Origin of the sequence: Arthrobacter arnarulunnguaqae (genome assembly GCF_051262515.1) — a bacterium.
In the GTDB taxonomy this organism is placed as follows: Bacteria; Actinomycetota; Actinomycetes; order Actinomycetales; family Micrococcaceae; genus Arthrobacter_N.
Genome location: NZ_JBIMER010000003.1, coordinates 139,305 through 161,899, shown reverse-complemented (window position 1 = coordinate 161,899; position 22,595 = coordinate 139,305). Strand labels below are relative to the sequence as shown.

At 70.8% G+C, this 22,595-nt stretch carries 19 protein-coding genes; 8 read left to right on the top strand and 11 right to left on the bottom strand.

Features of this window, described 5'->3' with window-relative positions:
- Positions 1–58: 58 nt before the first annotated feature.
- From ACHAAJ_RS04535 to ACHAAJ_RS04520, 4 genes are all read left to right on the top strand, one after another.
- Entirely contained in the window at positions 59–1,537 is a 1,479-nt protein-coding gene (locus ACHAAJ_RS04535) for a malate:quinone oxidoreductase (protein ID WP_435726733.1), read from the top strand.
- A gap of 215 nt (positions 1,538–1,752) precedes the next feature.
- The gene (locus tag ACHAAJ_RS04530; RefSeq protein WP_435726732.1) at positions 1,753–2,871 is read left to right on the top strand and encodes an LLM class flavin-dependent oxidoreductase; all 1,119 of its coding nucleotides are present in this window, start codon (positions 1,753–1,755) and stop codon (positions 2,869–2,871) included.
- A complete protein-coding gene (locus ACHAAJ_RS04525; RefSeq protein ID WP_435726731.1) occupies positions 2,864–3,316 on the top strand; it encodes a MarR family winged helix-turn-helix transcriptional regulator in 453 nt (150 codons plus the stop codon). Before ACHAAJ_RS04530 ends, ACHAAJ_RS04525 begins: the two co-directional genes overlap by 8 nt.
- A 9-nt stretch (positions 3,317–3,325) precedes the next feature.
- Positions 3,326–4,975 (top strand): ABC-F family ATP-binding cassette domain-containing protein, encoded by a 1,650-nt coding sequence (locus ACHAAJ_RS04520; protein ID WP_435726730.1) that lies wholly within the window; start codon positions 3,326–3,328, stop codon positions 4,973–4,975.
- Here the strand turns inward: ACHAAJ_RS04520 and ACHAAJ_RS04515 are convergent.
- The 7 genes from ACHAAJ_RS04515 to ACHAAJ_RS04485 all read right to left on the bottom strand — a co-directional run bounded on the left by ACHAAJ_RS04515 (position 4,972) and on the right by ACHAAJ_RS04485 (position 12,183).
- Entirely contained in the window at positions 4,972–5,778 is an 807-nt protein-coding gene (locus tag ACHAAJ_RS04515; RefSeq protein ID WP_435726729.1) for a transglutaminase-like domain-containing protein, read from the bottom strand. The two genes, ACHAAJ_RS04520 and ACHAAJ_RS04515, sit on opposite strands and share 4 nt — an antisense overlap.
- Before the next feature lie 146 nt (positions 5,779–5,924).
- Positions 5,925–7,085 carry a cysteine desulfurase family protein gene (locus ACHAAJ_RS04510; RefSeq protein WP_435726728.1) on the bottom strand — a complete coding sequence of 387 codons (1,161 nt, stop codon included), beginning with the start codon at positions 7,083–7,085 and terminating at the stop codon, positions 5,925–5,927.
- Entirely contained in the window at positions 7,082–7,975 is an 894-nt protein-coding gene (gene nadC / locus ACHAAJ_RS04505; RefSeq protein WP_435726727.1) for a carboxylating nicotinate-nucleotide diphosphorylase, read from the bottom strand. Before nadC ends, ACHAAJ_RS04510 begins: the two co-directional genes overlap by 4 nt.
- A gap of 3 nt (positions 7,976–7,978) precedes the next feature.
- Positions 7,979–9,562, bottom strand: coding sequence for an L-aspartate oxidase (locus tag ACHAAJ_RS04500; protein ID WP_435726726.1), 1,584 nt, complete (start codon positions 9,560–9,562; stop codon positions 7,979–7,981).
- Positions 9,559–10,830: a quinolinate synthase NadA gene (gene nadA / locus ACHAAJ_RS04495; protein ID WP_435726725.1), complete on the bottom strand. Its 1,272-nt coding sequence runs from the start codon at positions 10,828–10,830 to the stop codon at positions 9,559–9,561. Before nadA ends, ACHAAJ_RS04500 begins: the two co-directional genes overlap by 4 nt.
- A complete protein-coding gene (locus tag ACHAAJ_RS04490; RefSeq protein WP_435726724.1) occupies positions 10,827–11,606 on the bottom strand; it encodes an NUDIX hydrolase in 780 nt (259 codons plus the stop codon). Before ACHAAJ_RS04490 ends, nadA begins: the two co-directional genes overlap by 4 nt.
- Positions 11,607–11,712: 106 nt before the next feature.
- Positions 11,713–12,183: an Lrp/AsnC family transcriptional regulator gene (locus ACHAAJ_RS04485; protein WP_435726723.1), complete on the bottom strand. Its 471-nt coding sequence runs from the start codon at positions 12,181–12,183 to the stop codon at positions 11,713–11,715.
- Positions 12,184–12,420: 237 nt separating this feature from the next.
- On the opposite strand from ACHAAJ_RS04485, the gene ACHAAJ_RS04480 reads away from it, so the two are divergent.
- From ACHAAJ_RS04480 to ACHAAJ_RS04465, 4 genes are read left to right on the top strand one after another with little or no spacing between them, the layout of a single operon-like run.
- On the top strand, positions 12,421–13,377 hold the full coding sequence (locus ACHAAJ_RS04480) for a thiamine pyrophosphate-dependent enzyme (RefSeq protein WP_435726953.1): 957 nt from the start codon (positions 12,421–12,423) through the stop codon (positions 13,375–13,377).
- Positions 13,378–13,402: 25 nt separating this feature from the next.
- Entirely contained in the window at positions 13,403–14,407 is a 1,005-nt protein-coding gene (locus ACHAAJ_RS04475; protein ID WP_435726952.1) for an alpha-ketoacid dehydrogenase subunit beta, read from the top strand.
- Positions 14,400–14,729: a biotin/lipoyl-containing protein gene (locus ACHAAJ_RS04470; protein WP_435726722.1), complete on the top strand. Its 330-nt coding sequence runs from the start codon at positions 14,400–14,402 to the stop codon at positions 14,727–14,729. The genes ACHAAJ_RS04475 and ACHAAJ_RS04470 overlap by 8 nt, the downstream gene beginning before the upstream one ends.
- Positions 14,730–14,732: 3 nt before the next feature.
- Positions 14,733–15,548, top strand: a complete 816-nt coding sequence (locus tag ACHAAJ_RS04465) for an alpha/beta fold hydrolase (RefSeq protein ID WP_435726721.1) — start codon at positions 14,733–14,735, stop codon at positions 15,546–15,548.
- Between the two features lie 67 nt (positions 15,549–15,615).
- On the opposite strand, the gene ACHAAJ_RS04460 is transcribed toward ACHAAJ_RS04465, so the two are convergent.
- The 4 genes from ACHAAJ_RS04460 to ACHAAJ_RS04445 all read right to left on the bottom strand — a co-directional run bounded on the left by ACHAAJ_RS04460 (position 15,616) and on the right by ACHAAJ_RS04445 (position 22,568).
- The gene (locus ACHAAJ_RS04460) at positions 15,616–16,959 is read right to left on the bottom strand and encodes an MFS transporter (protein ID WP_435726720.1); all 1,344 of its coding nucleotides are present in this window, start codon (positions 16,957–16,959) and stop codon (positions 15,616–15,618) included.
- A 123-nt stretch (positions 16,960–17,082) separates the two neighbouring features.
- Positions 17,083–18,303, bottom strand: a complete 1,221-nt coding sequence (locus ACHAAJ_RS04455) for an MFS transporter (RefSeq protein ID WP_435726719.1) — start codon at positions 18,301–18,303, stop codon at positions 17,083–17,085.
- An 81-nt stretch (positions 18,304–18,384) separates the two neighbouring features.
- Positions 18,385–21,405 carry an AAA family ATPase gene (locus ACHAAJ_RS04450; RefSeq protein ID WP_435726718.1) on the bottom strand — a complete coding sequence of 1,007 codons (3,021 nt, stop codon included), beginning with the start codon at positions 21,403–21,405 and terminating at the stop codon, positions 18,385–18,387.
- Positions 21,402–22,568 carry an exonuclease SbcCD subunit D gene (locus tag ACHAAJ_RS04445; RefSeq protein ID WP_435726717.1) on the bottom strand — a complete coding sequence of 389 codons (1,167 nt, stop codon included), beginning with the start codon at positions 22,566–22,568 and terminating at the stop codon, positions 21,402–21,404. The genes ACHAAJ_RS04450 and ACHAAJ_RS04445 overlap by 4 nt, the downstream gene beginning before the upstream one ends.
- Positions 22,569–22,595 lie beyond the last annotated feature (27 nt).

Sequence of the window (22,595 nt, the reverse complement as noted above, 5' to 3'; positions counted from 1 at the left end):
TTGCGGCTGGGCGCTAACCTTGCCCTAAGCCACCAGACCCGTCGGATGGAGAAACCCCGTGCCCGCCCCCACCTCATCGCAGAACCTCGACGTCGCCCTGATCGGCGGTGGCATCATGAGCGCGACGCTGGGCACGTTCGTGAAGGAGCTCCAGCCGGACTGGAGCGTCGGCCTCTTCGAGAACCTGGACCAGGCGGGCCTCGAGTCCTCCGGTCCCTGGAACAACGCCGGCACCGGACACTCCGCCCTCTGCGAACTGAACTACACCCCCGCCGCCGACGGGACCGTGGATCCGGCCAAGGCCATAGGCATCAACGAACAGTGGCAGGTCTCGCGCCAGTTCTACGCGCACATGGTGGGCAACGGATTCATCGGTTCGCCCAAGACGTTCATCAACGCACTGCCGCACATGAGCTTCGTCATCGGCGACCAGCACGCCGACTACCTACGGACCCGCTACGAAGCGCTGCGTGCCCAGCCGCTCTTCGAGACGATCGAGCACACCGAGGACCTGGCCACCATCGCGGACTGGGCTCCCCTCGTCGCCGAGGGCCGCGACGCGAACGTCCGCGTCGCCGCCTCCCGCGTCGCGGGCGGAACCGACGTCGACTTCGGTTCGCTGACCCGCCAGCTCACCACCCACCTCGGCGCGGTCGGGACCGACCTGAACTTCGGGCACCGCGTCACGAAGCTGGACCGTGCGGGCTCCGGCTGGAACCTCACCGTCAAGAACAACGCCACCGGCCAGTCGCGGACGGTGACGGCGAAGTTCGTGTTCGTCGGCGCCGGCGGCGGCGCCCTGCGGCTGCTCCAGGGGGCGGGCATTCCGGAGATCAAGGGCTTCGGCGGGTTCCCCGTTTCGGGGCAGTTCCTGCGCAACACCAACGAGGCGACGATCTCCCGGCACCACGCCAAGGTGTACGGACAGGCCTCCGTCGGCGCCCCGCCGATGTCTGTCCCCCACCTGGATACGCGGTTCGTTGATGGTCAGCGGTCCCTGATGTTCGGTCCCTATGCCGGTTTCTCCACGAACTTCCTCAAGACCGGTTCGCTGCTGGACCTGCCGCTCTCGGTGCGCGCCCACAACATCCTCCCGATGCTGGCGGTCGGCAAGGACAACCTGGACCTGACGAAGTACCTCATCAAGGAGGTCGCGAAGTCCCGGGCGAAGAAGGACGAGGCCCTTACCGAGTACTTCCCGGCGGCGAACGGCTCCGAATGGGAGCTCATCAGCGCCGGCCAGCGCGTCCAGGTCATCAAGAAGGATGCGAAGAAGGGCGGAGTGCTGCAGTTCGGGACCGAGGTCATCACCAGCGCCGACGGCAGCATCTCAGGTCTGCTCGGCGCCTCTCCGGGGGCGTCCACCGCCGCCCCGATCATGATCGAGGTCCTGCGCCGCTGCTTCCCGCAGAAGTTCGCCTCGTGGGAGGCGAAGCTGGCCGAGATGATCCCGAGCCACGGCACCCGGCTCAACGACAACCCCGATCTGCTGGACGAAGTCACGGCGGCGACGAACAAGACCCTGATGCTCATTTAGTTTTCGTGGCCGCCCGCGGGGTGGCGGCCATGCGCTCTCCGCGGGGCGGTCCCACGTCAGGGGCCGCCCTTCGCGTCGCAGTCGAATCGGCGGACGGGCATGAGGGACATCACGGGAACGGGGGGAATGCCAGGGCCGCCGGGGCGCTTATTACATGTATACGCATCTAATATGTGTCACACTGGTAGTTAGCGAACCCCACGAAGGAGCATCCCATGCAGATCGGCGTCTTTAGCGTCAGCGACATCACCGCGGATCCCACCACGGGCCGGGTTCCCACCGAAAACGAACGCATCAAGGCGTCAGTGGCGATCGCCAAGAAGGTCGAAGAGATCGGCATGGACGTCTACGCCATTGGCGAGCACCACAACGAGCCGTTCTTCTCTTCCTCCCCCACGACCCTGCTGGCCAACATCGCTGCGCAGACGGAGCGGATCATCCTCTCCACCGCCACCACCCTGATCACCACCAACGACCCGGTGAAGATCGCCGAGGACTTCGCGATGCTGCAGCACGTCTCCGACGGCCGGGTGGACCTGGTCCTGGGCCGCGGCAACACCGCGCCCGTCTACCCCTGGTTCGGCAAGAACAACCAGGACTCGCTGGAACTGACCATCGAGAACTACAACCTGCTGCGCCGCCTGTGGGACGAGGACTCCGTGACATGGTCCGGAAAACACCGGACCCCGCTGCAGAACTTCACCGCAACCCCGCGCCCGCTCGACGGCGTCGCCCCCTTCGTGTGGCACGGATCCATCCGCACGCCGCAGGTGGCCGAAATCGCCGCGTACTTCGGCGACGGCTTCTTCGCCAACAACATCTTCTGGCCCAAGGAGCACTACCAGCAGCTGATCAGCCTTTACCGCGAGCGCTACGAGCACTACGGCCACGGGCGGGCGGACCAGGCCGTCGTCGGCCTCGGCGGACAGTTCTACCTGGCCCGGAACTCGCAGGACGCGGTCAAGGAGTTTCGCCCGTACTTCGACAACGCGCCCGTCTACGGCCACGGGCCGTCGATGGAGGACTTCACGTCCCAGACGCCGCTGACCGTCGGATCCCCGCAGGAGGTCCTGGAGAAGACGCTGTCCTTCCAGGAGTTCTTCGGGGACTACCACCGCCAGCTGTTCCTCATCGACCACGCCGGGTTGCCGCTGAAGACGGTCCTGAACCAGCTGGACCTCTTCGGGGAGACCGTCCTGCCGGAACTGCGCGCCGAATACGCCAAGCGCAAGCCCGCCGACCACCCCGACTCGCCCACCCACGCCAACCGCGTGGCCGCGAAGAACGCCTCCGCGGCCGTGCCCGCGGGAGCGGGAGTAGCCGAAGGTGCCTGACGACGCGTCGCTGCGCGACGCCGCCGAGGCCTGGGAGTCGCTGTTCCGCTGCCAGGTCACGGTGATGCGCCGCCTGCAGAAGCACCCCGCCTTCAAGGCGCTGAACATGCGCGAGTACGACGTGCTGTTCAACCTGGCGCGGTGCCCCGCGGGCGGACAGCGGCTCTCGGACCTCAACGAGCACCTGCTGATGAGCCAGCCGAGCCTCAGTCGGATGGTCGAGCGGCTCGAGGCCAAGGGCCTGGTGGCACGGACGCCCGACCCCCGGGACCAGCGGGCCGTGCTGCTACAGCTGACCCCTGCCGGCGCCGACCTCCAGCGGAGCATCGGCCGGGAGCACGTCCGCCACATCCACGAGCTGCTCTCCCCCGCCCTGGACAGCGCGCAGCTGGCACAGTTGACCGCCCTCACCCGCCGGCTCGGCGACGGGGTCTCTGGCTCCTAGGATGGAGGGATGAGCGCTACCCTCGTGGCCAAGGACCTCTCCGGAGGCCACGCCCACCGCACCCTCTTTTCCGGGCTGAACCTCACCGTCGCCCCGGGCGACGTGGTCGGCGTCGTCGGGGCCAACGGGGCGGGCAAGTCGACCCTGCTCCGGCTGCTGGCCGGGGCGGACCGTCCGCAGTCCGGAACCGTCTCGACGGCGCCCTCCGACGCGTTCGTCGGCTGGCTGCCCCAGGAGCACGAGCGGATCCCCGGCGAGACGATCGCCGGCTACCTCGGCCGGCGGACCGGCGCGACGGCGGCCACGGCGGCCATGGAGTCCGCAGCGGAGGGCCTCGCCGACGCCGGCCCCGGAGCCGACGACGCGTATTCGGACGCCTTCGACCACTGGATGGCCTCCGGCGCCGCCGACCTGGAGGAGCGCACGGGGCCCGTGCTCGCGGAACTCGGGTTGGACCTGGACCCGCAGACGCACATGACCGCGCTCTCCGGCGGGCAGGCGGCGCGGGCCGCGCTCGCCGCGCTGCTCCTGAGCCGGTTCGACCTGGTCCTGCTCGACGAGCCCACCAACGACCTCGACCTGCCGGGTCTGGAGCGGCTGGAGGCGTTCGTGCGGGGCCTGCGGGCCGGCGTCGTGCTCGTCTCGCACGACAGGGAGTTCCTGGCGCGCTGCGTCACGAAGATCGTCGAACTCGATCTGGCGCAGAACCGGGTCTCGCTGTACGACGGCGGCTACGAGTCCTACCTCGCCGAGCGCGAGGTGGCCCGCCGGCACGCGCGCGAGGCGTACGAGGAGTTCGCGGACAAGAAGGCGGACCTCGTCTCCCGGGCGCGGACGCAGCGCGAGTGGAGCAGCCAGGGCGTGCGCAATGCCATGAAGAAGAGCCCGGACAACGACAAGATCCGCCGCAAGGCCAGCACGGAGTCCTCGGAGAAGCAGGCCCAGAAGGTCCGCCAGATGGAGTCCCGCATCTCGCGGCTGGACGAGGTGGAGGAGCCCCGCAAGGAATGGGCCCTGCAGTTCAGCATCGGTTCCGCCCCGCGGTCCAGCTCGGTGGTCGCGACCCTGAACGAGGCGACGCTGCGGCGCGGCGGCTTCGCGTTCGGACCCGTTTCGCTGCAGGTCAACGCCGGCGAACGGATCGGCATCACCGGCCCGAACGGCGCGGGCAAGACCACGCTTTTGCGGCTCCTGCTGGGCCGCGAGGCGCCCGAGAGCGGAACGGCCAGCCTCGGTTCCAGCGTGGCCGTCGGGGAAATCGACCAGGCCCGCACGGGACTCGACGAGGCGCTCCCGCTGGGCGATGCGTTCGCCGCCGCGCTGCCGGATCTGGCCCCCGCCGAGGCGCGGACCCTGATGGCCAAGTTCGGACTCAAGGCGGACCAGGTCGCCAGCCTCGTGGGGCGCCTGTCCCCAGGGGAGCGGACCCGCGCCGCCATGGCGCTGCTTCAGGCCCGGGGCGTGAACCTGCTTGTCCTCGACGAACCCACCAACCACCTGGACCTCCCGGCGATCGAACAGCTGGAGGAGGCGCTGGAGGGGTACGACGGCGCGCTGCTGCTGGTCTCTCACGACCGCAGGCTGCTCGGCAACGTGCGCCTGGACCAGCGCTGGGGCGTGGACGCGGGCCGGGTCGCGGAACTCCCGGCCCGGGCCTAGCGCAGTTCGACGAGTTCGCCCGCGCCGGGATCCAGGGCGCCGGCGTCCCCCTCCGCCGTGATGCGCAGTTCCTTGAGCGTGAGCGAACCGCCGACCGTGGAGAGGAACGCGGTGTCGGATGAGTCGGCGCCGGTGGAGATCCGCGCCAGACCCTGCCGCGGGGCCAGTGCCGTGGGGTCCACGACCACCCAGCGGCCCTCGACGTAGGCCTCGACGACCGCGTGGAAGTCCATCGGGGACAGATGCGGGGCATACGCGGCCACCAGCCGCGCCGGGACGTCCTTGGCCCGCAGCAGGGACACGACCAGGTGCGCGAAGTCCCGGCACACGCCCCGGCGTGCCAGCAGCGTCTCCACGGAGCCGTCCGTACCGCGCGAGGACCCGAGGACGTAGTCCAGTTTCCCGGCGACCCAGCCGCGCACGGCCAGCACCAGTTCCGCGCCGCCCAGCGTTCCGAATTCCGCGTACGACGTCGGCAGCAGCTTGTCGGATTCGCAGTAGCGCGAGGGGCGCACGTAGCGGATCAGGTCAGCCGGGTCGGCCTCCGCCGGGCGCGCGCGGCCGAGGATCTCCGCGTTGTATTCGACCACGACCTCCGCGGCGTCCGGGGTGTCCAGGACGTGGAAGCGTCCGCCGTGGTGGTCGGCAAGCTCCCGGGCCTCGACCGGCCGGCCGTCGACGGCGATGGAGAGTTGCTCGGTGAAGGAGTCGTAGCCGGGATCGCGGACGGCTGCCACGGCGAACACGAGGCGTGTTCCGGCGCTCGTGCTGGAGACAATGCGCGATGAGACGTTGCGCTTCATGGAATGCGGCTCCGATGCTGGGTCGGCCTGGCGGTGGGAATGCCGGCCCCGGCGGCGGCGCGGCACGCCGACGCGGCCCGGGGGCGGACACGCGTCCAGCGTAGTGCCTGCGGCCGCCGGGGGCGAAAGTCTCCGGCGGCCGAAAACTAGCCGTGCCCGCCGTTGGCCGCCACGGCCCGCACGGCAGCGACGAGGCTGCGCGCCGCCGTCGTGATCTCCCCCTCCTTGACGCGGCGGGTGAAGCTGAGCCGGACGGCCGTCAGGGCCGTGTCCGCGTCCAGGCCCATGGCCAGGAGCACGGGCGAGGGGTCCGACGATCCAGCATGGCAGGCGGAACCGGAAGAGCAGAGGACCCCGCGCCGCTCGAGCTCGAGCAGCACCGCCTCGCCGGCCGTCCCGGGGAAGCAGAAGGAGACGATGCCCGGCACCCGGAGTTCTGGGTGGCCCGTGGCGACGGGAGCCTCGGGCAGGGCCCCGGCGAGCCCCGCCAGGACGGTACGGGCGAGGTAGGCGCCGTACCCGTCCTCCGGCCCGCCGCGCTCGGCGCCCTCCGCGGCCAGCCGCAGGGCCGTGGCCGTCGCCACCGCCCCGGCGACGTTTTCGGTTCCGGCGCGCCGGCCGCGCTCCTGTCCGCCGCCGTGCGCCACGGGTTCCAGTTCGTGACGTCCGCGCACCATGAGCAGTCCGGCCCCCTTGAGCCCTCCGAGCTTGTGCCCGGAGACACTGAGTGCGTCGGCGGCCGCGGCCAGCGGGCCCAGGTCGAGCCAGCCGGCTGCCTGCACTGCGTCCGTGTGGAAGAGCGCCCCGGCAGCGTGCGCGAGGGCGGCCGCCTCGACGACGGGCTGGATGGTTCCGACCTCGTTGTTCACCGCCATCACGGAGACCAGGGTGGTGTCCGCGCGGACGGTGCGCGAAAGCTCGTCTGGATCGATCCGGCCGAGTCCGTCCACGGCGAGGACGTCCACCGTGAAGCCGTGGTGCCGCGCGAGGTAGTCGGCGGCCCCGCGGACCGACGAGTGTTCGACCGCGGTGACCACCAGGTGGCGTCCGCGCGGCCGAGTGAGCGCGAGGCCCTTGATGGCCAGGTTGTTGGATTCGGTGCCGCCCGAGGTGAACACCACGTCCCCGTCGCGGACGCCCAGGACCGACGCCGCGGTGGAGCGCGCGTAGTCAAGGGCGCGGGCCGCGGTCTCCCCCGCCGTGTGCCGGCTGGAGGGGTTGCCGAACTCGGTGGTCATCAGCGGCCACACGGTGTCCAGCACCTCGGGAAGCGTCTGGGTGGTCGCGGCGGCGTCGAGGTAGATCACGGCAGATCCCCGGCCGCGGTGTTCTCCGCGCGGAAGTCCAGCCCCAGGTCCAGGGCACGGACGCTGTGCGTGAGCGCTCCCGAGGAGATGACGTCCACACCCGTCGCGGCGATGTCGGCGACCGTTTCGAGCCGGACGTTGCCCGACGCCTCCACCAGGCACCGACCGCCCACACGTCGCACGCCTTCGGCGAGGTCGGCGAGGCTGAAGTTGTCCAGCATCAGCGTGTCGATCCCGGCCGTGACGACCGGTTCGAGCTGCTCGAGGGAATCGATCTCCACCTCGAAGTGCGTGGTGTGCCCCAGGCGACCGCGGGCCTGGCGCAGGGCCACGGTGAGTGCCTCCCCCGATCCCAGCAGGGCCAGGTGGTTGTCCTTGGCCATGACGGCCTCCGAGAGGTTGTCCCGGTGGTTGTAGCCCCCGCCGCAGCGCACGGCGTAGCGTTCGAGCACGCGCAGCCCCGGAGTCGTCTTGCGCGTGTCGGCGATCCGCGCGCCATGGCCCGCGGCCGCGCGGACGAAGGCGTCCGTCGCGGTGGCGATGCCGCACATCCGCTGCAGGAGGTTCAGCCCCACGCGCTCCGCGGCCAACACGGACCGGGCGTTGCCGGCCACCGTCGCGAGCGTGTCGCCGGCGGCGAACTTCCGGCCGTCGGACACCAGGAGGTCCACGCGCAAGGTGGGATCGGTCAGCAGCATGGCAGTGCGGAAAGCCGCGAGCCCGGCGCATGTGCCGGGCTCGCGGGCCACGACGCCCGCCCGCGCCGTCGCGTCGGCCGGGACCAGCACGGAACCGGTCAGGTCCCCCGAGGGTGCGTCTTCGGCGAGCGCGGCGGCCACGAGGGGTTCGAGGATGCGGGCGGGCACCGGCCAGGTGGTGGGTGTGCTCATGGTCTACTGTCCTGTCTTGACGAGGGCGCGCCGGGCCAGGGAGGCCGGCGGCTGGGGGAAGTCGGTGCGGTGGTGGGCACCCAGTGAGTTCTCCCGGGCCAGGGCCGCGGCGGCGATGATGCGCCCGACCGTCAGCAGGTGCGCCAGTTCCCGCCGCGGACGACCACCGGCCGGGGCCGACCACGCGGTGAGTTGCTTGGCGGCCACGCGCAGTGAGCCTTCCTCGCGTTCGACGGCGAGCGCCCGCCCCGTGAGTGAGTGCAGGGCCGCCAGGTCCACGGACTGGGGCTCGCCGGAGTCCGTCCCGGCGGGCTCCGCGAGCGTCAACGTGTCCATGTCCCCGGGCAGGGGCGCGGGGGGCCGGCCGTCGTCGTTTGAGAGCGCCACAACGCTGGTCCACGCGTAGACCAGTCCCTCCAGCAGCGAGTTGGAGGCCAACCGGTTGGCCCCGTGGGCGCCGGTGCAGGCCGTTTCCCCGGCGGCAAGCAGTCCCGGAATGGTGGTGCGCCCGTGGGCGTCGGTGACGATGCCGCCCATCCAGTAGTGCTGCGCCTCGGCAACGGGCACGGGTGCCACGGCCAGGTCGTGTCCCAGTTCGCGCAGTCGGGAGGTGATGCCGGGGAACCGTCCCGCGAGGAATCCCCTGCCGCGGTCCGCCTCCACCGTGGTGGCGTCCAGGTAGACCGCGCCCGTGGCGGCGCGGACGCGGTGGATGGCCCGTGCCACCACGTCCCGCGGCGCCAGTTCCGCGTCCGGATGGAGGCCGGGCATGAAGCGGTGTCCCGTGCCGTCGAGCAGGACGGCGCCCTCCCCGCGCACGGCTTCGGAGACCATGAAGGGTCCGTCCGGCACGAGGGTGGGATGGAACTGGACGAATTCGGCGTCGGCGATCGCCGCACCGGCGTTCCACGCCAGGGCGGCCCCGTCTCCCGTGGCGCCGGCGGGATTGGTCGTCCAGGGGTAGAGGACCCCGATCCCTCCGGTGGCCAGCAGGACGGCGTCGGCGCGGATGGAGCTTCCGTGCCCGGAGGACCCGCCCGTGGCCCGCACGCCGGCGACGCGGCCGGCGTCGTGCTCCAGCGCGTGGACGAACGTCCCCTCCTCGATCGCCAGCCGTCCCTCGGACTCCAGGCGGCGGCACACGGCGATCAGGCTCTGGGCGATGGCCCGGCCCGTGGCGTCCCCGGACGCGTGCAGGATCCGCGGGCGGGAATGGGCGCCCTCGAGCCCCAGCCGGTACAGCGGCTCTCCGCCGCGGGATGCGTCGGCGTCGAACGCCATGCCCATGAGGGCCAACCGCTCCACGTGGCCCCAGGCGGCCGCACACACCATGCGCACGGCGCGCGGGTCGCCCAGCCGCGCGCCGGCCACCAGCGTGTCCGCGACATGCGCCCCGATCGAGTCTCCGCCGGCACGTCCCTGCGGACCGACCGCCGAGAGCCCGCCCTGGGCGTACCAGGTGTTCGAGTCGCCGAGCCTGTCCTTGGTCAGCAGCCGCACCTCGTGTCCCCGCTCGACGGCCACCACCGCGGCGTAGAGGCCGGCGATGCCGGATCCGACGACGGCCAGCGACGGGCGCCTGCTCATGGGCGGGCGGCCAGCATGCGGTCCAGCGCGACCTTGGCCTCGACGGCGACGTCCCCCGGAACGCCGATGCGGTTGACGACGCGCCCGGCGACCAGTTCCTCCAGGACCCACGCGAGGTATCCCGGGTGGATCCGGTACATGGTGGAACACGGGCAAATCACCGGATCGAGGCAGAAGATGGTGTGCTGCGGGTACTGGGAAGCGAGTCGGTTCACCATGTTGACCTCGGTCCCGATGGCGAATGTCGAGCCGGCGGGCGCGGCGGCCACCGCCTTCTGAATGAAGTCGGTGGAGCCCGCGGAGTCCGCGGCGTCGACGACCTCCATGGGGCACTCGGGGTGCACGATCACCTGGACGTTGGGGTAGTCCGTCCGCGCCTTCTCGATCTGCGCGACGCTGAAGCGCTTGTGCACGGAGCAAAAGCCGTTCCACAGGATGACTTGGGCGTCCGCCAACGCCTCCGCCGTGCTTCCGCCGAGCGCCTTGCGCGGCCTCCACAGCGGCATGCGCTCCAGCGGGATCCCCATGGCCTTGGCGGTGTTCCGCCCCAGGTGCTGGTCGGGGAAGAACAGCACGCGGCGCCCGCGTTCGAAGGCCCACTCGAGCACCGTGGCGGCGTTCGAGGACGTACACACGATCCCGCCGTGTCGCCCGACGAACGCCTTCAGGGCGGCGGAGCAGTTCATGTAGGTGACGGGGATGACCGGGGCCTTGCCGTCCTCGTCGGATTCGGCGGCGTAGAGCTCCATGAGCTGCTCCCAGCACTCCTCGACCGAGGACTCGTCCGCCATGTCGGCCATCGAGCAACCGGCGGCGAGGTTCGGCAGGACGACGGCCTGGTCTTCGCGGGAGAGGATGTCCGCCGTTTCGGCCATGAAGTGGACGCCGCAGAAGACGATGTACTCCGCCGCGTCGCGCGTCTGGGCGGCGTTGGCGAGTTGGAAGGAGTCTCCGACGAAGTCCGCGTACTGGACCACCTCGTCGCGCTGGTAGAAGTGGCCCAACACCACCAACCGGTCGCCGAGGGTCCGCTTGGCCGCGCGGATCCGGCCGTCGAGCTCGGCGTCACCGGCGTTGCGGTACTCCTCGGGCAGTTCGCCCTGCCGCGGGGTGGCGGGCGGGGCGGTGTCGCCCATGGAGGAACCCGGACCATAGGAGGGCGCCCCGGCGTCGAAGTTCCACGGGGCCTTGGCAAGGTCCGTGGTGCAGGTGGCGTCCGGTGCCTTGCCCAGGGTCAAACGCTGGATGGTGGTGTTCACGCTGCTCATGCTGGGTTCCTGTTTCTGCCGTGGGTGTCTGCGGGGTTCCGTGCCGGGGCCGGAGCGCCGTTGGTGGGCGGCGGACCGGTGTAGCGGTAAAGCCGCGGGGGCCGGTGCTTGCCGCCGTGGAGGTACTCGTCTGTGGCCTCGATGTCCTCGGCGCCGCGGAGCTGGCGGCGGAAGTTGGCCGGGTCGATCCGGCGGCCGAGCACCGCTTCGTAGACCTCCCTGACCTGTGCGAGCGTGAAGCGGTCGCCGAGGAACCGGTGGGCGATGGAGCCGTAGGCCACCTTGTTCCGCAACCGCCACTGCGCGTAGCGGACGATCTCCGAATGGTCGAAGGCCAAGGCCTCCTGGGCCTCGGGGCCCTCGGCGGGGAACCAGGCGACGTTCGGGTCCTGGCGCAACACCGACGTCGCCTCCCCGGCGGCGGGGTCCGCGGCGTCGTCCTCCCGCACCAGTGCCCAGTACACGATCGAGACGACGCGCCGCGATGGGGAACGGTCCAGCCCGCCGAACGCGTAAAGCTGCTCGAGATAGCGGGGAACCAGACCCGTGGTGGTCAGCAGGTTGCGCGCGGCGGCGTCCTGCAGCGTCTCGCGGGCACCGAGAGGTCCCCCGGGCAGTGCCCACCGGCCCCTGTACGGTTCCCTGGTTCTGCGCACCAGCGGCAGCCACAAGGTTTTGCCGCTTCCCGTCCCGTCGTCGCGCAACGCGAAGATCACGGTGGAGACGGCCAGTTCCGGGGTCAGGTCGCGGCGTTCGGAAACGTTGGCGAACTCCATGACGCGACTCCCTCCCGATGGTCTCACCCACGGGCCCCTTAGTTAGTGTCAGATTGACTCTAACTGAGGATACTCCCGCACCGGGGGACTCCGCAAACAGTCGGCGTCACGAAGCCGCGGCAGCGCGCGCCAAGGGCAGCGCCCGCAGCGGGATCGGCGTGTTCAGCACCACCAGCGAAGAGGACCGCACCACGGTACCCGTGGAGATGACCGCATCGAGCACCCGCTGCAGGTCCGGGTTGGAGCGCGCCACGACGCACGCCAGCAGGTCGCTCTCCCCCGACACGGTGTGGAGCTCCAACACCTCCGGGATCGCCGCGAGCGCGTCCGCTACGGCGTCGTGCCCCGCGTCCTGGTGGATAGCGAGCGAGCAGTAGGCCCGGACCGGAAACCCGAGCCCCTCCGCGGAGAGGTGCGGACCCCAGCCGGTGACCACCCCCTGGCGCTGCATCTTGTCCAGCCGCGCCTGAACGGTCGCCCTGGCGACCCCGAGCGCGCGCGACGCCTCCAACACCGACATCCGCGGATCGCCGGAAAAGGCCTCGAGGATCTTCGCGTCCAACGAATCGACAGGCATGCGGTACTCCCGGGGCTAGATTTACATTTTGTCTGAGTCTTTGCGCAGATCATGCCACAGACTGCACACACTGCACCGGTCCTGGCGACCAGATTGCGCAGATCTGGGGCGGTGACTAGCGTCACTGGCATCTAGCCATCCGCACAACGAAGGAGCCGCCTCGTGGGCAGCACACCCGCACTGGAACCGGACGCCGCGGCGCTCTCCCCCGAGGAGCTCAGGGACCTCCACCGGCTGATGGTCCAGGTCCGCCACCTCGATTCCTCGGCCGTCGCGTGGCAGCGGCAGGGCATCATCCCCGGCTACGCCCCGGAGCTCGGGCAGGAGGCCGCCCAGGTGGGCAGCGCCCACGCCCTCGACTTCACCCGTGACTTCGCGTTCCCGACGTACCGCGAGATGGGCGTCGCCCTGACGGCCGGGGTCGACATGGTCCAGTACATGTCCACACACAAGGCCACCTGGCACGGGGGCCTCTACAACCCGGCGGAGACCCACGTGGCCCCCATCCAGGCGGTCGTGGCCGGCTCGGTGCTGCACGCCGTCGGGTGGGCGCACGGCCAGCGGACGGACGGCAAGGACGGCGTGGCCATCGCCTACTTCGGCGACGGCGCCAGCTCGCAGGGCGACGTGCACGAGGCGATGAACTTCGCCGCGGTGATGAAGGCGCCGGTGGTCTTCTTCATCCAGAACAACGGCTGGGCCATCTCCGTCCCCACCGAGCGCCAGGTCGCCGGCGGATCGGTCGCCGCGCGCGGAGCCGCCTATGCGATACCCGCCCTCCAAGTGGACGGGAACGACGTCGTTGCCGTGGTCCAGGCCGTGCGCGCGGCCGCCGCACACGGCCGCGCCGGCAACGGGCCGGCCATCGTCGAGGCGATGACCTACCGGCGCGGACCGCACTCCACCTCGGACGACCCGGGGCGCTACCGCACGCTCGAGGACGAGCGTCGCGACGCCGGAGAGGACCCCGTGTCCCGCCTCGAATTGCGGCTGCTGGCCGATGGCGTCATCACGGCCGCCGATGTCGCGGCGGCGCGCGACCGCGCCGCCGAGCTCGAGGAGCGGGTCCGACTGGGCATCCAGGACCTCGGTCCGCGCCCGGGCAACGAGATGTTCGACTTCGTCTTCCAGCAACCCACCGACACCCTGAAGGCCCAGGCCGCGAACTGGCGCAAGGAGACCGAACATGCCTGAGACCACCACCCTCGAAGGGACCTCCATGGACGCGCACCGCGGAACGGCCGGCACCACGATGTCCATGCAACAGGCCCTGAACCGCGCCCTGGACGAAACCCTCGCCGCGGACCCGCGTGCCATGGTGTTCGGGGAGGACGTGGGCGCCCTCGGCGGCGTCTTCCGCATCACCGACGGGCTGCAGGCCAAGCACGGGGCGGACCGCGTCTACGACACCCCGCTCGCCGAGTCCGGGATCATCGGCCTCTCCGTGGGCCTGGCCATGGCCGGGTTCCGCCCCGTCCCCGAGGTCCAGTTCGACGGCTTCGCCTACCCTGCGGTCAACCAGATCGTGTGCCAGCTGGGCCGCATGAACTACCGCAGCCGCGGGACCCTGCCCATGCCCGTCACGCTGCGCGTTCCCAGCTTCGGCGGCATCCGCGCACCGGAGCACCACGGGGAGTCGCTCGAGGCCCTCTTCGCCCACGTACCGGGACTGAAGGTCGTCTCCCCCGCGAACCCGCACCAGGCATACCACCTGCTCAAGAACGCGATCGCGATGCCGGACCCCGTCATCTTCATGGAACCCAAGTCCCGCTACTGGCAGAAGGGCGAGGTGCTGCTCGGGGACCCCGGCACGCTGACGGGATCCGTCGTCGCCCGGGAGGGGCGCCACCTGACGCTGATCGCGTGGGGCGCCATGGTGGCCCGCTGCCAACAGGTCGCCGAGTTGGCGGCCGAGGACGGGATCGACGTCGAGGTGGTGGACCTGCGCTGGCTCAAGCCCATCGACGCCGAGGGCCTGGCAGCCTCCGTGGCCAAGACGCGCCGCGCCGTGGTCGTGCACGAGGCCCCGCAGACCGCCGGCCTGGGGGCCGAGGTGGCCCAACTGGTCACCGAACGTTGCTTCGGCACACTCCGGGCGCCCGTTGAGCGGGTGACCGGGTTCGACGTACCGTATCCCTCGGGGGACCTCGAGGACGAGTACATCCCCAACATCGACCGGATCCTGTTCGGCATTCAACGAGTATTGGAGTACCGCCGTGGCTGAGCTTCCCTTCCCGCTGCCGGACCTCGGCGAGGGCCTGATCGAGGCGACCGTCCTGGAATGGCTGGTCGCCGAGGGCGACCAGGTCGAACGCAACCAGCCCCTCGTCGAGGTGGAGACCACCAAGAGCGCCCTGGAGCTCCCCAGCCCCCAGGCAGGACGGGTCCTGCGCACGCACGGCGGGCCCGGGGACACGATCCGCGTCGGCGAGACGCTGGTGGTGTTCGAGGTTCCGGACGACGCCGCGGGGATCGTCGGCACCGTTCCGCGGGACGCCGCGCCGAAACGGCGCGTCCGCCTCACGGCGAACCCGGACGAGGACTAGGCCGTGGCCACGCACCCGGAGCACCTGGTCGAGGGTTCGGCCAACGGCCTGGCCGTCCGCACGTTCGATCCGGCGGACGACGCCGGCGCGCCACCGGTCCTGCTGGTGCACGGCTTCGCCTCCTCCACGGAACTCAACTGGGTCTCCACCGGTTGGATCGCTGCGCTGAACGACGCCGGCCGGCGGGCCATCGCCGTCGACCTGCCCGGCCACGGGGCAAGCCCCGCGCCGGAGGACCTGGACGCGTACACCCCAAGCCGCATCCGCGCCGATCTCCTGCAGGTTTTGCAGGACCAACACGTGCGGCCCCTGCGCGAGGGCGATCCCGGCTCCGGCGTCGACGTCCTGGGCTATTCGCTGGGGTCGCGGCTGGCCTGGGAGTTCGGCGCCACGCAGCCGCAGCTGGTGCGGCGGCTGGTTCTCGGCGGCGCGGCCGCCCACGATCCGCTGGCGGATTTCGACCTCGCCGCCGCCCAGCGCCACCTCGCCGACGGCTCGACGATCGAGGACGCCCCGACCGCGGAGCTGCTGCGCATGGCGCGCCTGGTCCCGGGCAACGACCTGTTCGCGCTGATGAGCATGGTGGAGGCGGTCAAGTCCGAGCCGTTCGACCCGGCCCACACCGTGCCGGGTATGCCGGTGCTTCTGGTCGCCGGCGACCGGGACGGGATGGCCGCGACGCTGCCGGACCTCACCACCCTGCTGCGCGTGCGCGGGACCGAGGTCGCCGAATACCTGCTGCCGGCCCGCACGCACGCCAACGCCGTCACCTCCCGGTCCTTCAAGCAGCGGACGCTGGAGTTCCTCTCCGCGCGCTGATCCACCCGGGCACAACGACGCCGGCCGGCCCCCGAACGGGAGCCGGCCGGCGTCGTTTGCGGTGCGTTTAGGCGACCGGGGTCGTCTCCACGACGTCCTCGACGCGCAGGTTGCGGCCCTTGGTCTCGCCGACCCACAGCACGCCGCCGACCGAAACCACGGTGATGGCCATGATGTACAGCGCGATGGAGCCGGACCAGCCGGTCGCCGCGAGCAGCGCCTGGGCGATCGTGGACGCGAACGCCCCGCCCAGGATGGCGCCCATCGCGTAGCCGATCGAAATGCCCGAGTAGCGGATGTGCGCCGGGAACATCTCGGCGTACAGCGCGGACTGCGGACCGTAGGACAGGCCCAGGCCGATGGTGAGGATGAAGATGGACGCGCCGTAGACGAAGATGTTGCCGCCGTCGATCAGCGCGAACATCGGGATCATCCACACGAACACGATTCCGTAGCCGATGAGGAACGTGTTGCGCCGCCCGATGTGGTCGGACAGCCACCCTCCGACGAGCGTGAAGATCAGCCACCCGAACGAGCCGAACGTCGTGGCCAGCAGAACCGGCGCGAGCTCCATGCCGAGCACCTTGGTGGTGTAGGTGATGAAGAACGCGATGACCAGGTAGCCGGCGGCGTTGTTGGAGATGAAGATCAGGGCCGCCTGGACGACCTGTTTCGTGTTCGTCTGGAACAGCTGGCGCAGCGGGGTGTGCTCGCTGGCCTTGCGCTGCTCGAGCTCCTTGAAGATCGGTGATTCCTCGACGGTGCGGCGGATCATGTAACCGACCACGATCAGCAGAACGGAAAGCAGGAACGGGATGCGCCAGCCCCAGGCGAGGAAGTCCTCCGGGCTCATGGACGTGCGCAGCAGGAAGAGCAGGCCGGTGGCCAGGATCATTCCGATGGGCACGCCGATCTGCGGGAACGCCCCGAACAGTCCGCGACGGTGGTTGGGTGCGTGCTCGACGGCCATGAGGGCAGCGCCGCCCCATTCCCCTCCGGCAGAGAAGCCCTGGATGACCCGGAGCAGGACGAGAAGCAGCGGTGCCCACAGTCCGATCTGGGCGTAGGTGGGGAGCAGGCCGATCAGTGCGGTCGCCACGCCCATGAGGATAAGGGTGAAGACGAGCACCTGCTTGCGGCCGAACTTGTCGCCGAGGTGGCCGGCGACGATGGCGCCGAGCGGGCGGAAGAAGAACGAGATGCCGATCATGGCGAAGGACAGGATCTGGGCGAGGGCGGCGTTGCCCTCCTGCAGCGGCGTCAGGAACAACGGCGCCAGCAGCGTGGCGGTGAGCTGGGCGAAGATGAAGAAGTCGTACCACTCGATGGTGGTGCCGACCAGGGTGCCTGCGAGGACCTTGCGTTCTTCCTTCCGCTTTTCAGCGGGACGAAGTGGAGTGGATGTTGCCATGGGGGCTCCGTTGTTCTGCGCCGTGGGTTGCGCACTGGATCGATGATGTTCGCATAGACCGACCGTTCGGACGGTTTATGTGCTGGAAATCATAATACGGCAACGGGCATATTGCGCCACCCCCTATTTTCGGGAGCGGAGCCGCGCCATCAGGGTGCCTGCCGCGAGCAGGACAACGGCGGCCGCGGCGGCGACCGCGAAGGCCCCGCGGTGGCCGTGGCCGTCGGCCAGCAACCCCGCGAGGGAGTTCCCGATCGCCGTTCCCACGACGATCCCGCTGGCCAGGAGGGTCATGACCGTGCCCAGCCTCCCGGCCGGGGCGACGTCCCCGCCGACGGTGAAGACCGTGACCATGACGGGACCGACGGGCAGACCCACGAGCAGCAGCACGAGCACCATCGCCCCCGTGCTTGCCGGGAGCTGGAGCAGCAGCGTCAGGGGCACCAGGGTGGCAGAGCAGGCAACCCACCTGGCCGGTTGTGCCCAGCCCGAGGGCCAGGCGGAGACGGACAGTGCCGTGGCCGCGGAGGTCAGGCCGAGCGCCGCGTACAGCAGTCCGCCGGCGCTGGGCTGGCCCTGGTGCCCGGCGAAGGCGACCGCACCGGCGGCCGTGGAACCGAACAGGGTGCCCATGCCCACCATGCCGGCGACCGCCACTGCCACCCGCAGCAGGCGGCCGCGATCCCACCGGCCGGCGGACTCGTGGCCCGCGCGTCCATGCTGCGGCACGGCGGTGCCCGTGCGGTGAATGGCGAAGGCGGGGACCAGGAGCAGTGTCAACGCGGCCGCGAGCGCCAGCGGCAACCACGGCGCGACGAGCGACGCCAGCAGTCCCACGATCGCCGGTCCCATCACGAAAGTGAGCTCGTCCACGGTGCTCTCGTAGCTCAGTGCCGTTTCGAGTTCCCGACGCGCCGCGGGGCGGCCAGTGGTGAGCGACATCCAGCGGACCCGTGCCATCGACCCGACCTGGGGGCATGTTGCCCCGGCCGCGAGGGCCAGCGCCAGATTTCCCGCGCCGGTGTTCCCCGCCGTAACCGTCAAGACGAGTGCGGCGACGACGACGGCGTGCGCCAGGGAGGAGGGCAACAGGATGCGCCGCTGCCCCAACCGGTCCGCGGCGTAGCCCAGCAGCGGCGCACCCGCCGCGGAGCCGATGCCCACGGCTCCGGCAGCGAGGCCGCCGGATGCGTAGGAGCCGCTGACCGACGAGACGAGGGTGAGTGCGCCGATCGTGAGCATGGCCAGCGGCAGGCGGGCGAAGAAGGCGATCGGGAAGAAGGCCGGTCCGGCGATGTCGAGCAGTGCCCGGAAGGCGGAGGGCCGTTTGGTGTGGACGGTCACGGTTCAGGGTTCCTCAAAAGCGTGCGCCCGTCCCAGCCACCCGGAGCGCCCAACCCTTGTGTGGCCCATTCTACTACCGGCTCAACGCGCTCCCACCGTGTCCATGACGACACTGAGGCGGGATCCGTGGCGCCCCTTGTCGACGCGCAGCTGGGCCGGGATCCGTTGTTTCATCTCTGGGACGTGGCTGACCACGCCCACCGTTCTTCCGCCGGCGCGCAGTCCGTCGATGGCGTCCATGACGAGTTCGAGAGCGCCCTCGTCCAGGGACCCGAACCCCTCGTCGACGAAGAGGGTTTCCATGTCGATGCCGCCGGATTCCTGCTGCACCACATCGGCGAGCCCCAGGGCGAGTGACAGCGAAGCCATGAACGACTCGCCGCCCGAGAGCGTGGACGTGTCCCGCTGTTGGCCCGTCCACGCGTCCACGACCTGCAGTCCCAGCCCGGATTTGTTGTTCCCCCGCCGCCCGTCGTCGTGGACCAGCGCGTACCTCCCATTGCTCATCACGTTCAGGCGCACAGTTGCGGCCGCCGCGACCGCCTCCAGCCGGGCCGCGAGGACGTAGGTGGACAACGTCATCCGCAGGATGTTCTCGCCGCCGCCCCGGACCAACTCCGCCACCGCCTTGACCGTCTCAAACCGCTCCAGCACCGGGCCCATGCGCGCGAGGAGCTCATCGAGGGCGGTGCGCGCGGCGCCGAACCGTCCCGCGTAGGAGTCCAGCACCGCGCGTTCCCGCAACGCCGCGTCCCTGGCCCCGGCACACGACGCCCGATGATCCGCGGCTGCCGCGAGTGCCACCGACGTCGGCTCCCCCGGACCTTCCCCCGCTGCCGTTCGTGCCCGCGCGATGCCCGGATGCGCGGCCAGCGTCTCGAGCCGGACGGCCTCGGCGCCGTGCTCGGCCAGCAGGGCCCGCAGCTCGCCCTCGCGCCGCGCGGGCTGAAGCGCGGCAACGCGCTCCGCCGCGTCCGCGAAACCGCGCTCGGAGAGGACCGCGTCCAGCTTGGCGCGCGCGGACACCAACGCCGCGGAGGACGAGGCCAGCCTGCGCTCCGCGTCGACGCGCCGGCCCAAAAGCTCCGCTGCGCTCCGCACGTCAGCCAGCCGGGCGGCGAGAGACGCGTGGGATCCGCGCAGGTTGGCCAGCCGCTTCCGCTGTGCCCCGGCGGTGGCCCCCAACTCCTCCGCGCTCGAGCGCAGCGCGGCGAGTCGCTGCCGGCCCGCGCCGACACGGGGCTCAAACTCCTCGACGCGGCGGAGCGTTTCCGACTCGCGCTCCCGCGCCGCGCAGTGGCGGTCCGCGGCATCCCGCGCCGTCTCGAGGGCGCCACTCGCTTGCCGGACCGTCTCCGCTGCGTCGGTCTCGTCGATCGAGCCGGCCAGCGCCAGCAGGCGGGATTCCTCGATGCGTTCCTTGTCCAGCGCTTCGCGGACTTGAAGCTCCGTCGCGGCTGCCACGGCCGCGGCCGCCTCCGCGGCGGCCTCGTCGGCATCCGTGACCAGGGGCCCGTCCCCCGACGTCGCCGGCATCGGGTGTTCGTGCGAACCGCAAACCGGGCAGGGTTCGCCCTCGGTCAACTCGACGGCCAGGGAAGCCGCCGCCTGGGACAGGCGATGCCGTGAGAGGAGCGTGGCTTCCCCACGGGCGCGCAGGGCGTCCTCCGAGGCGCGCACCCACTTTTCGGCCGCGGCCCGGGCCCGTGGGCGGTGTGCGTCGCGTTCGCGGACGAGCCCCAGGATCCGTTCGGCGCTTTCGAGGGAAGACCTCCTGCTGTCCAGGGCGGAGGCCTCCTTGGACGTGGCCTCGACATCGGCGCGCAGCCCCGGGAGCGACTCCCGCGCCCGGGCGAGGTCCGCCTCGTCCGAGCCCACCTCCGCCTCGAGGGAGACGATCTCACGACCAAGAGCGGTGACGCGGGCGTCCAGTTGCGACAGTTCGGTCTCCTGCGGAAGCGCCTCCGCCACGACGGCCGCCTCGTCCGATGCCAGGCGGTGGGCTTCGCCGACGGACTTGGCGTCTTCCACGAGGGAAGCCGCCATCTGATGCGCCCGCAGTGCGGCAAGCGTCCGGTCCGCTTCCTTCGTGGCGGCGAGCGACTCGGCCTCGGCTGCGGCCGACGCCTGCGCCTCGGCTTGGACCGCCACCGCCCGCTCATGGGCACGCAGAACCTCGGCGGCCTCCCCGGCGGCAGCCGCTTCCCCGCGGTGCCGTCGGGTCCGTTCGTCGAGTTCGCCCAGCAGGCGCGCGTCCTCCACCCGCTGCTCCAGCTCCCGGACAGTGGTCTGCGCCTGGAACAGCGACAACTCGGTGAGTCGCAGTTGCCCGTCGCTTTCGGCAAGACGCAGTTCCAACAGGTCCGCAATAGCCTGGGGCAGTCGATCGTCCCCGACGTCCAACGCGTCCGGTTCGGCCTCGGACCCGAGTGTTGCCCCGGCCTCCGTCCGCAGGTGCTCCAGCTTGGTCACACGGCTGCGCCGGGCGTCGTCGGCCTCCACGCGGGCGGACGACAGCCGATCGGCGAGGAGCTGCTCCACGGACGCGTAGGTGGTCGTGTCGAACAGCCGCTTCAGCAGTGCCTCGCGCTCCTTGTCCTTGGCACGGAGGAATGATGCGAATTCGCCTTGAGGAAGCATGGCGACCTTGGTGAATTGCTCCTTGTCCAGCCCCAGGACGGCCCGGACTTCCCCGGAAACCTCGTCGTTGCGCGTGGACTTTTCGCGCCAGGACCCGTCGACGTGTTCGCGCAGGCGGCTCTGGGCCTGCTGCTTGGTGGTCCCGGATCCGCGGGACTTCGGCCGCTCCCACGCCGGGCTGCGCAGCACCTCGAAACGCCGTCCGCCGGTGCTGAACTCGCAGAGGACTTCGGGGGCGACGGACTCCGCGGCATGGTCGCTCCGCAGTCGCGTGGATCCCTCCCGCGCCCCGGGAAGCCCTCCATAGAGGGCGTAGCAGATGGCATCCAACACGCTTGTCTTCCCTGCCCCGGTCTCCCCGTTCAGGAGGAACAGCCCCGCTCCGGAGAGCTCGTCGAAGTCGACGGTCTGCCGATCCGCGAACGGCCCGAACGCCTCGACCTCCAGCCGGTGGATCCTCATGCGCTCACCAGGGTGGACGCGGCATCGGCCAGGACGTCGTTCAACAGGCCGGACTCGGCGTCGTTGGCCGCACGTTGCCGCACGTGCTCCACGAACCCCTCGCAGACCTCCTGCGCCGTGTCCGCCGCCGCGATTCGCTCGCCGTACGTCGTGGCGGCGTCGTCCTTCCGCCCCTGGGGGTCGAAGGACAGCACAAGGGTGTCCGGAAACCGGGCGCGCAGCCGCTCCATCGCCTGCGCCGGACGTTCCGTGTCCGTGAGGCTGATCTGGCACCAGGCCGTCCGCGCCCACTCGTACTCCGGATTGGACAGCAGCGCCTCGAGCTCCCCGCGGAGGACCGCGAGGCGCCGCGGCGCCGCCCATTCGACGGCCTCGACGTCCCGCAGCCCCTCCGGCCCGACATCCACGAGCAGTGCGCCCTTCGTGTGGCCGGCCTCCGAAAAGGAGTACGCCAGCGGGGAACCGGAGTAGCGGACGTTCTCGGCCAGCCGTTGGCGGCCGTGCAGGTGGCCGAGCGCGACGTAGTCGAAATCCTCGAAGTGCGACACGGGCACCACATCGAGGCCGCCGACGCTGAGTTCGCGCTCGCTCTCGGAGGCGGCGCCGCCGGCGGCGAACACGTGGGCCAGCACGACGGAACGCACCGGAACCGGCGATCCCGCGCGCCGTGCGGCCAGATCCAGCCTGACGCGGTCCAGCGCCGCGGAGATCACCGGGGCGTGGCCGGGCTCCTCGACGTCCAGCTCCTCGGCGACCATGCGGGGCTCGAGGTAGGGCAGGGCGTAGACGGCGAGGACGTGGTCCCCGCCATCGAACAGCGCGGGCCGGGCCAGGTCCGCGGCATTGGTTCGAAGGTGCAGCCCGGCCTCCTCGAAGAGCCGGCGACCGAAGCCCAGCCGGGTCGCGGAGTCGTGGTTGCCGCTGCTGACCACCACCTGTGCCCCCGCGCGGCGCAGGCGGACCAGCGCGTCGTCGAATAGCGACACGACGTCGACTCCCGGGAGCGCGCGGTCGTACACGTCGCCGGCGATGAGCACGACGTCGACCGAGCGCTGACCGACGACGTCGACGAGTTCGTCGATGAACGCCTCCTGATCTTTCAGGAGGCCGGCGCCGTGGAACGACCGGCCGAGGTGCCAATCGGAAGTGTGGAGCATTCTCATACCGCCACGTTACTGTCCGCCCCCGAC

Bases quoted from the DNA above. Each gene is read 5' to 3' on its own strand.
- ACHAAJ_RS04445 (WP_435726717.1), bottom strand. From the start codon at position 22,568: ATGAGAATGCTCCACACTTCCGATTGGCACCTCGGCCGGTCGTTCCAC.
- nadA (WP_435726725.1), bottom strand. From the start codon at position 10,830: ATGAGCAGCGTGAACACCACCATCCAGCGTTTGACCCTGGGCAAGGCA.
- ACHAAJ_RS04460 (WP_435726720.1), bottom strand. From the start codon at position 16,959: ATGGCAACATCCACTCCACTTCGTCCCGCTGAAAAGCGGAAGGAAGAA.
- ACHAAJ_RS04530 (WP_435726732.1), top strand. From the start codon at position 1,753: ATGCAGATCGGCGTCTTTAGCGTCAGCGACATCACCGCGGATCCCACC.
- ACHAAJ_RS04450 (WP_435726718.1), bottom strand. From the start codon at position 21,405: ATGAGGATCCACCGGCTGGAGGTCGAGGCGTTCGGGCCGTTCGCGGAT.
- ACHAAJ_RS04475 (WP_435726952.1), top strand. From the start codon at position 13,403: ATGGACGCGCACCGCGGAACGGCCGGCACCACGATGTCCATGCAACAG.
- ACHAAJ_RS04520 (WP_435726730.1), top strand. From the start codon at position 3,326: ATGAGCGCTACCCTCGTGGCCAAGGACCTCTCCGGAGGCCACGCCCAC.
- ACHAAJ_RS04500 (WP_435726726.1), bottom strand. From the start codon at position 9,562: ATGAGCAGGCGCCCGTCGCTGGCCGTCGTCGGATCCGGCATCGCCGGC.
- nadC (WP_435726727.1), bottom strand. From the start codon at position 7,975: ATGAGCACACCCACCACCTGGCCGGTGCCCGCCCGCATCCTCGAACCC.
- ACHAAJ_RS04480 (WP_435726953.1), top strand. From the start codon at position 12,421: ATGGTCCAGGTCCGCCACCTCGATTCCTCGGCCGTCGCGTGGCAGCGG.
- ACHAAJ_RS04490 (WP_435726724.1), bottom strand. From the start codon at position 11,606: ATGGAGTTCGCCAACGTTTCCGAACGCCGCGACCTGACCCCGGAACTG.
- ACHAAJ_RS04515 (WP_435726729.1), bottom strand. From the start codon at position 5,778: ATGAAGCGCAACGTCTCATCGCGCATTGTCTCCAGCACGAGCGCCGGA.
- ACHAAJ_RS04485 (WP_435726723.1), bottom strand. From the start codon at position 12,183: ATGCCTGTCGATTCGTTGGACGCGAAGATCCTCGAGGCCTTTTCCGGC.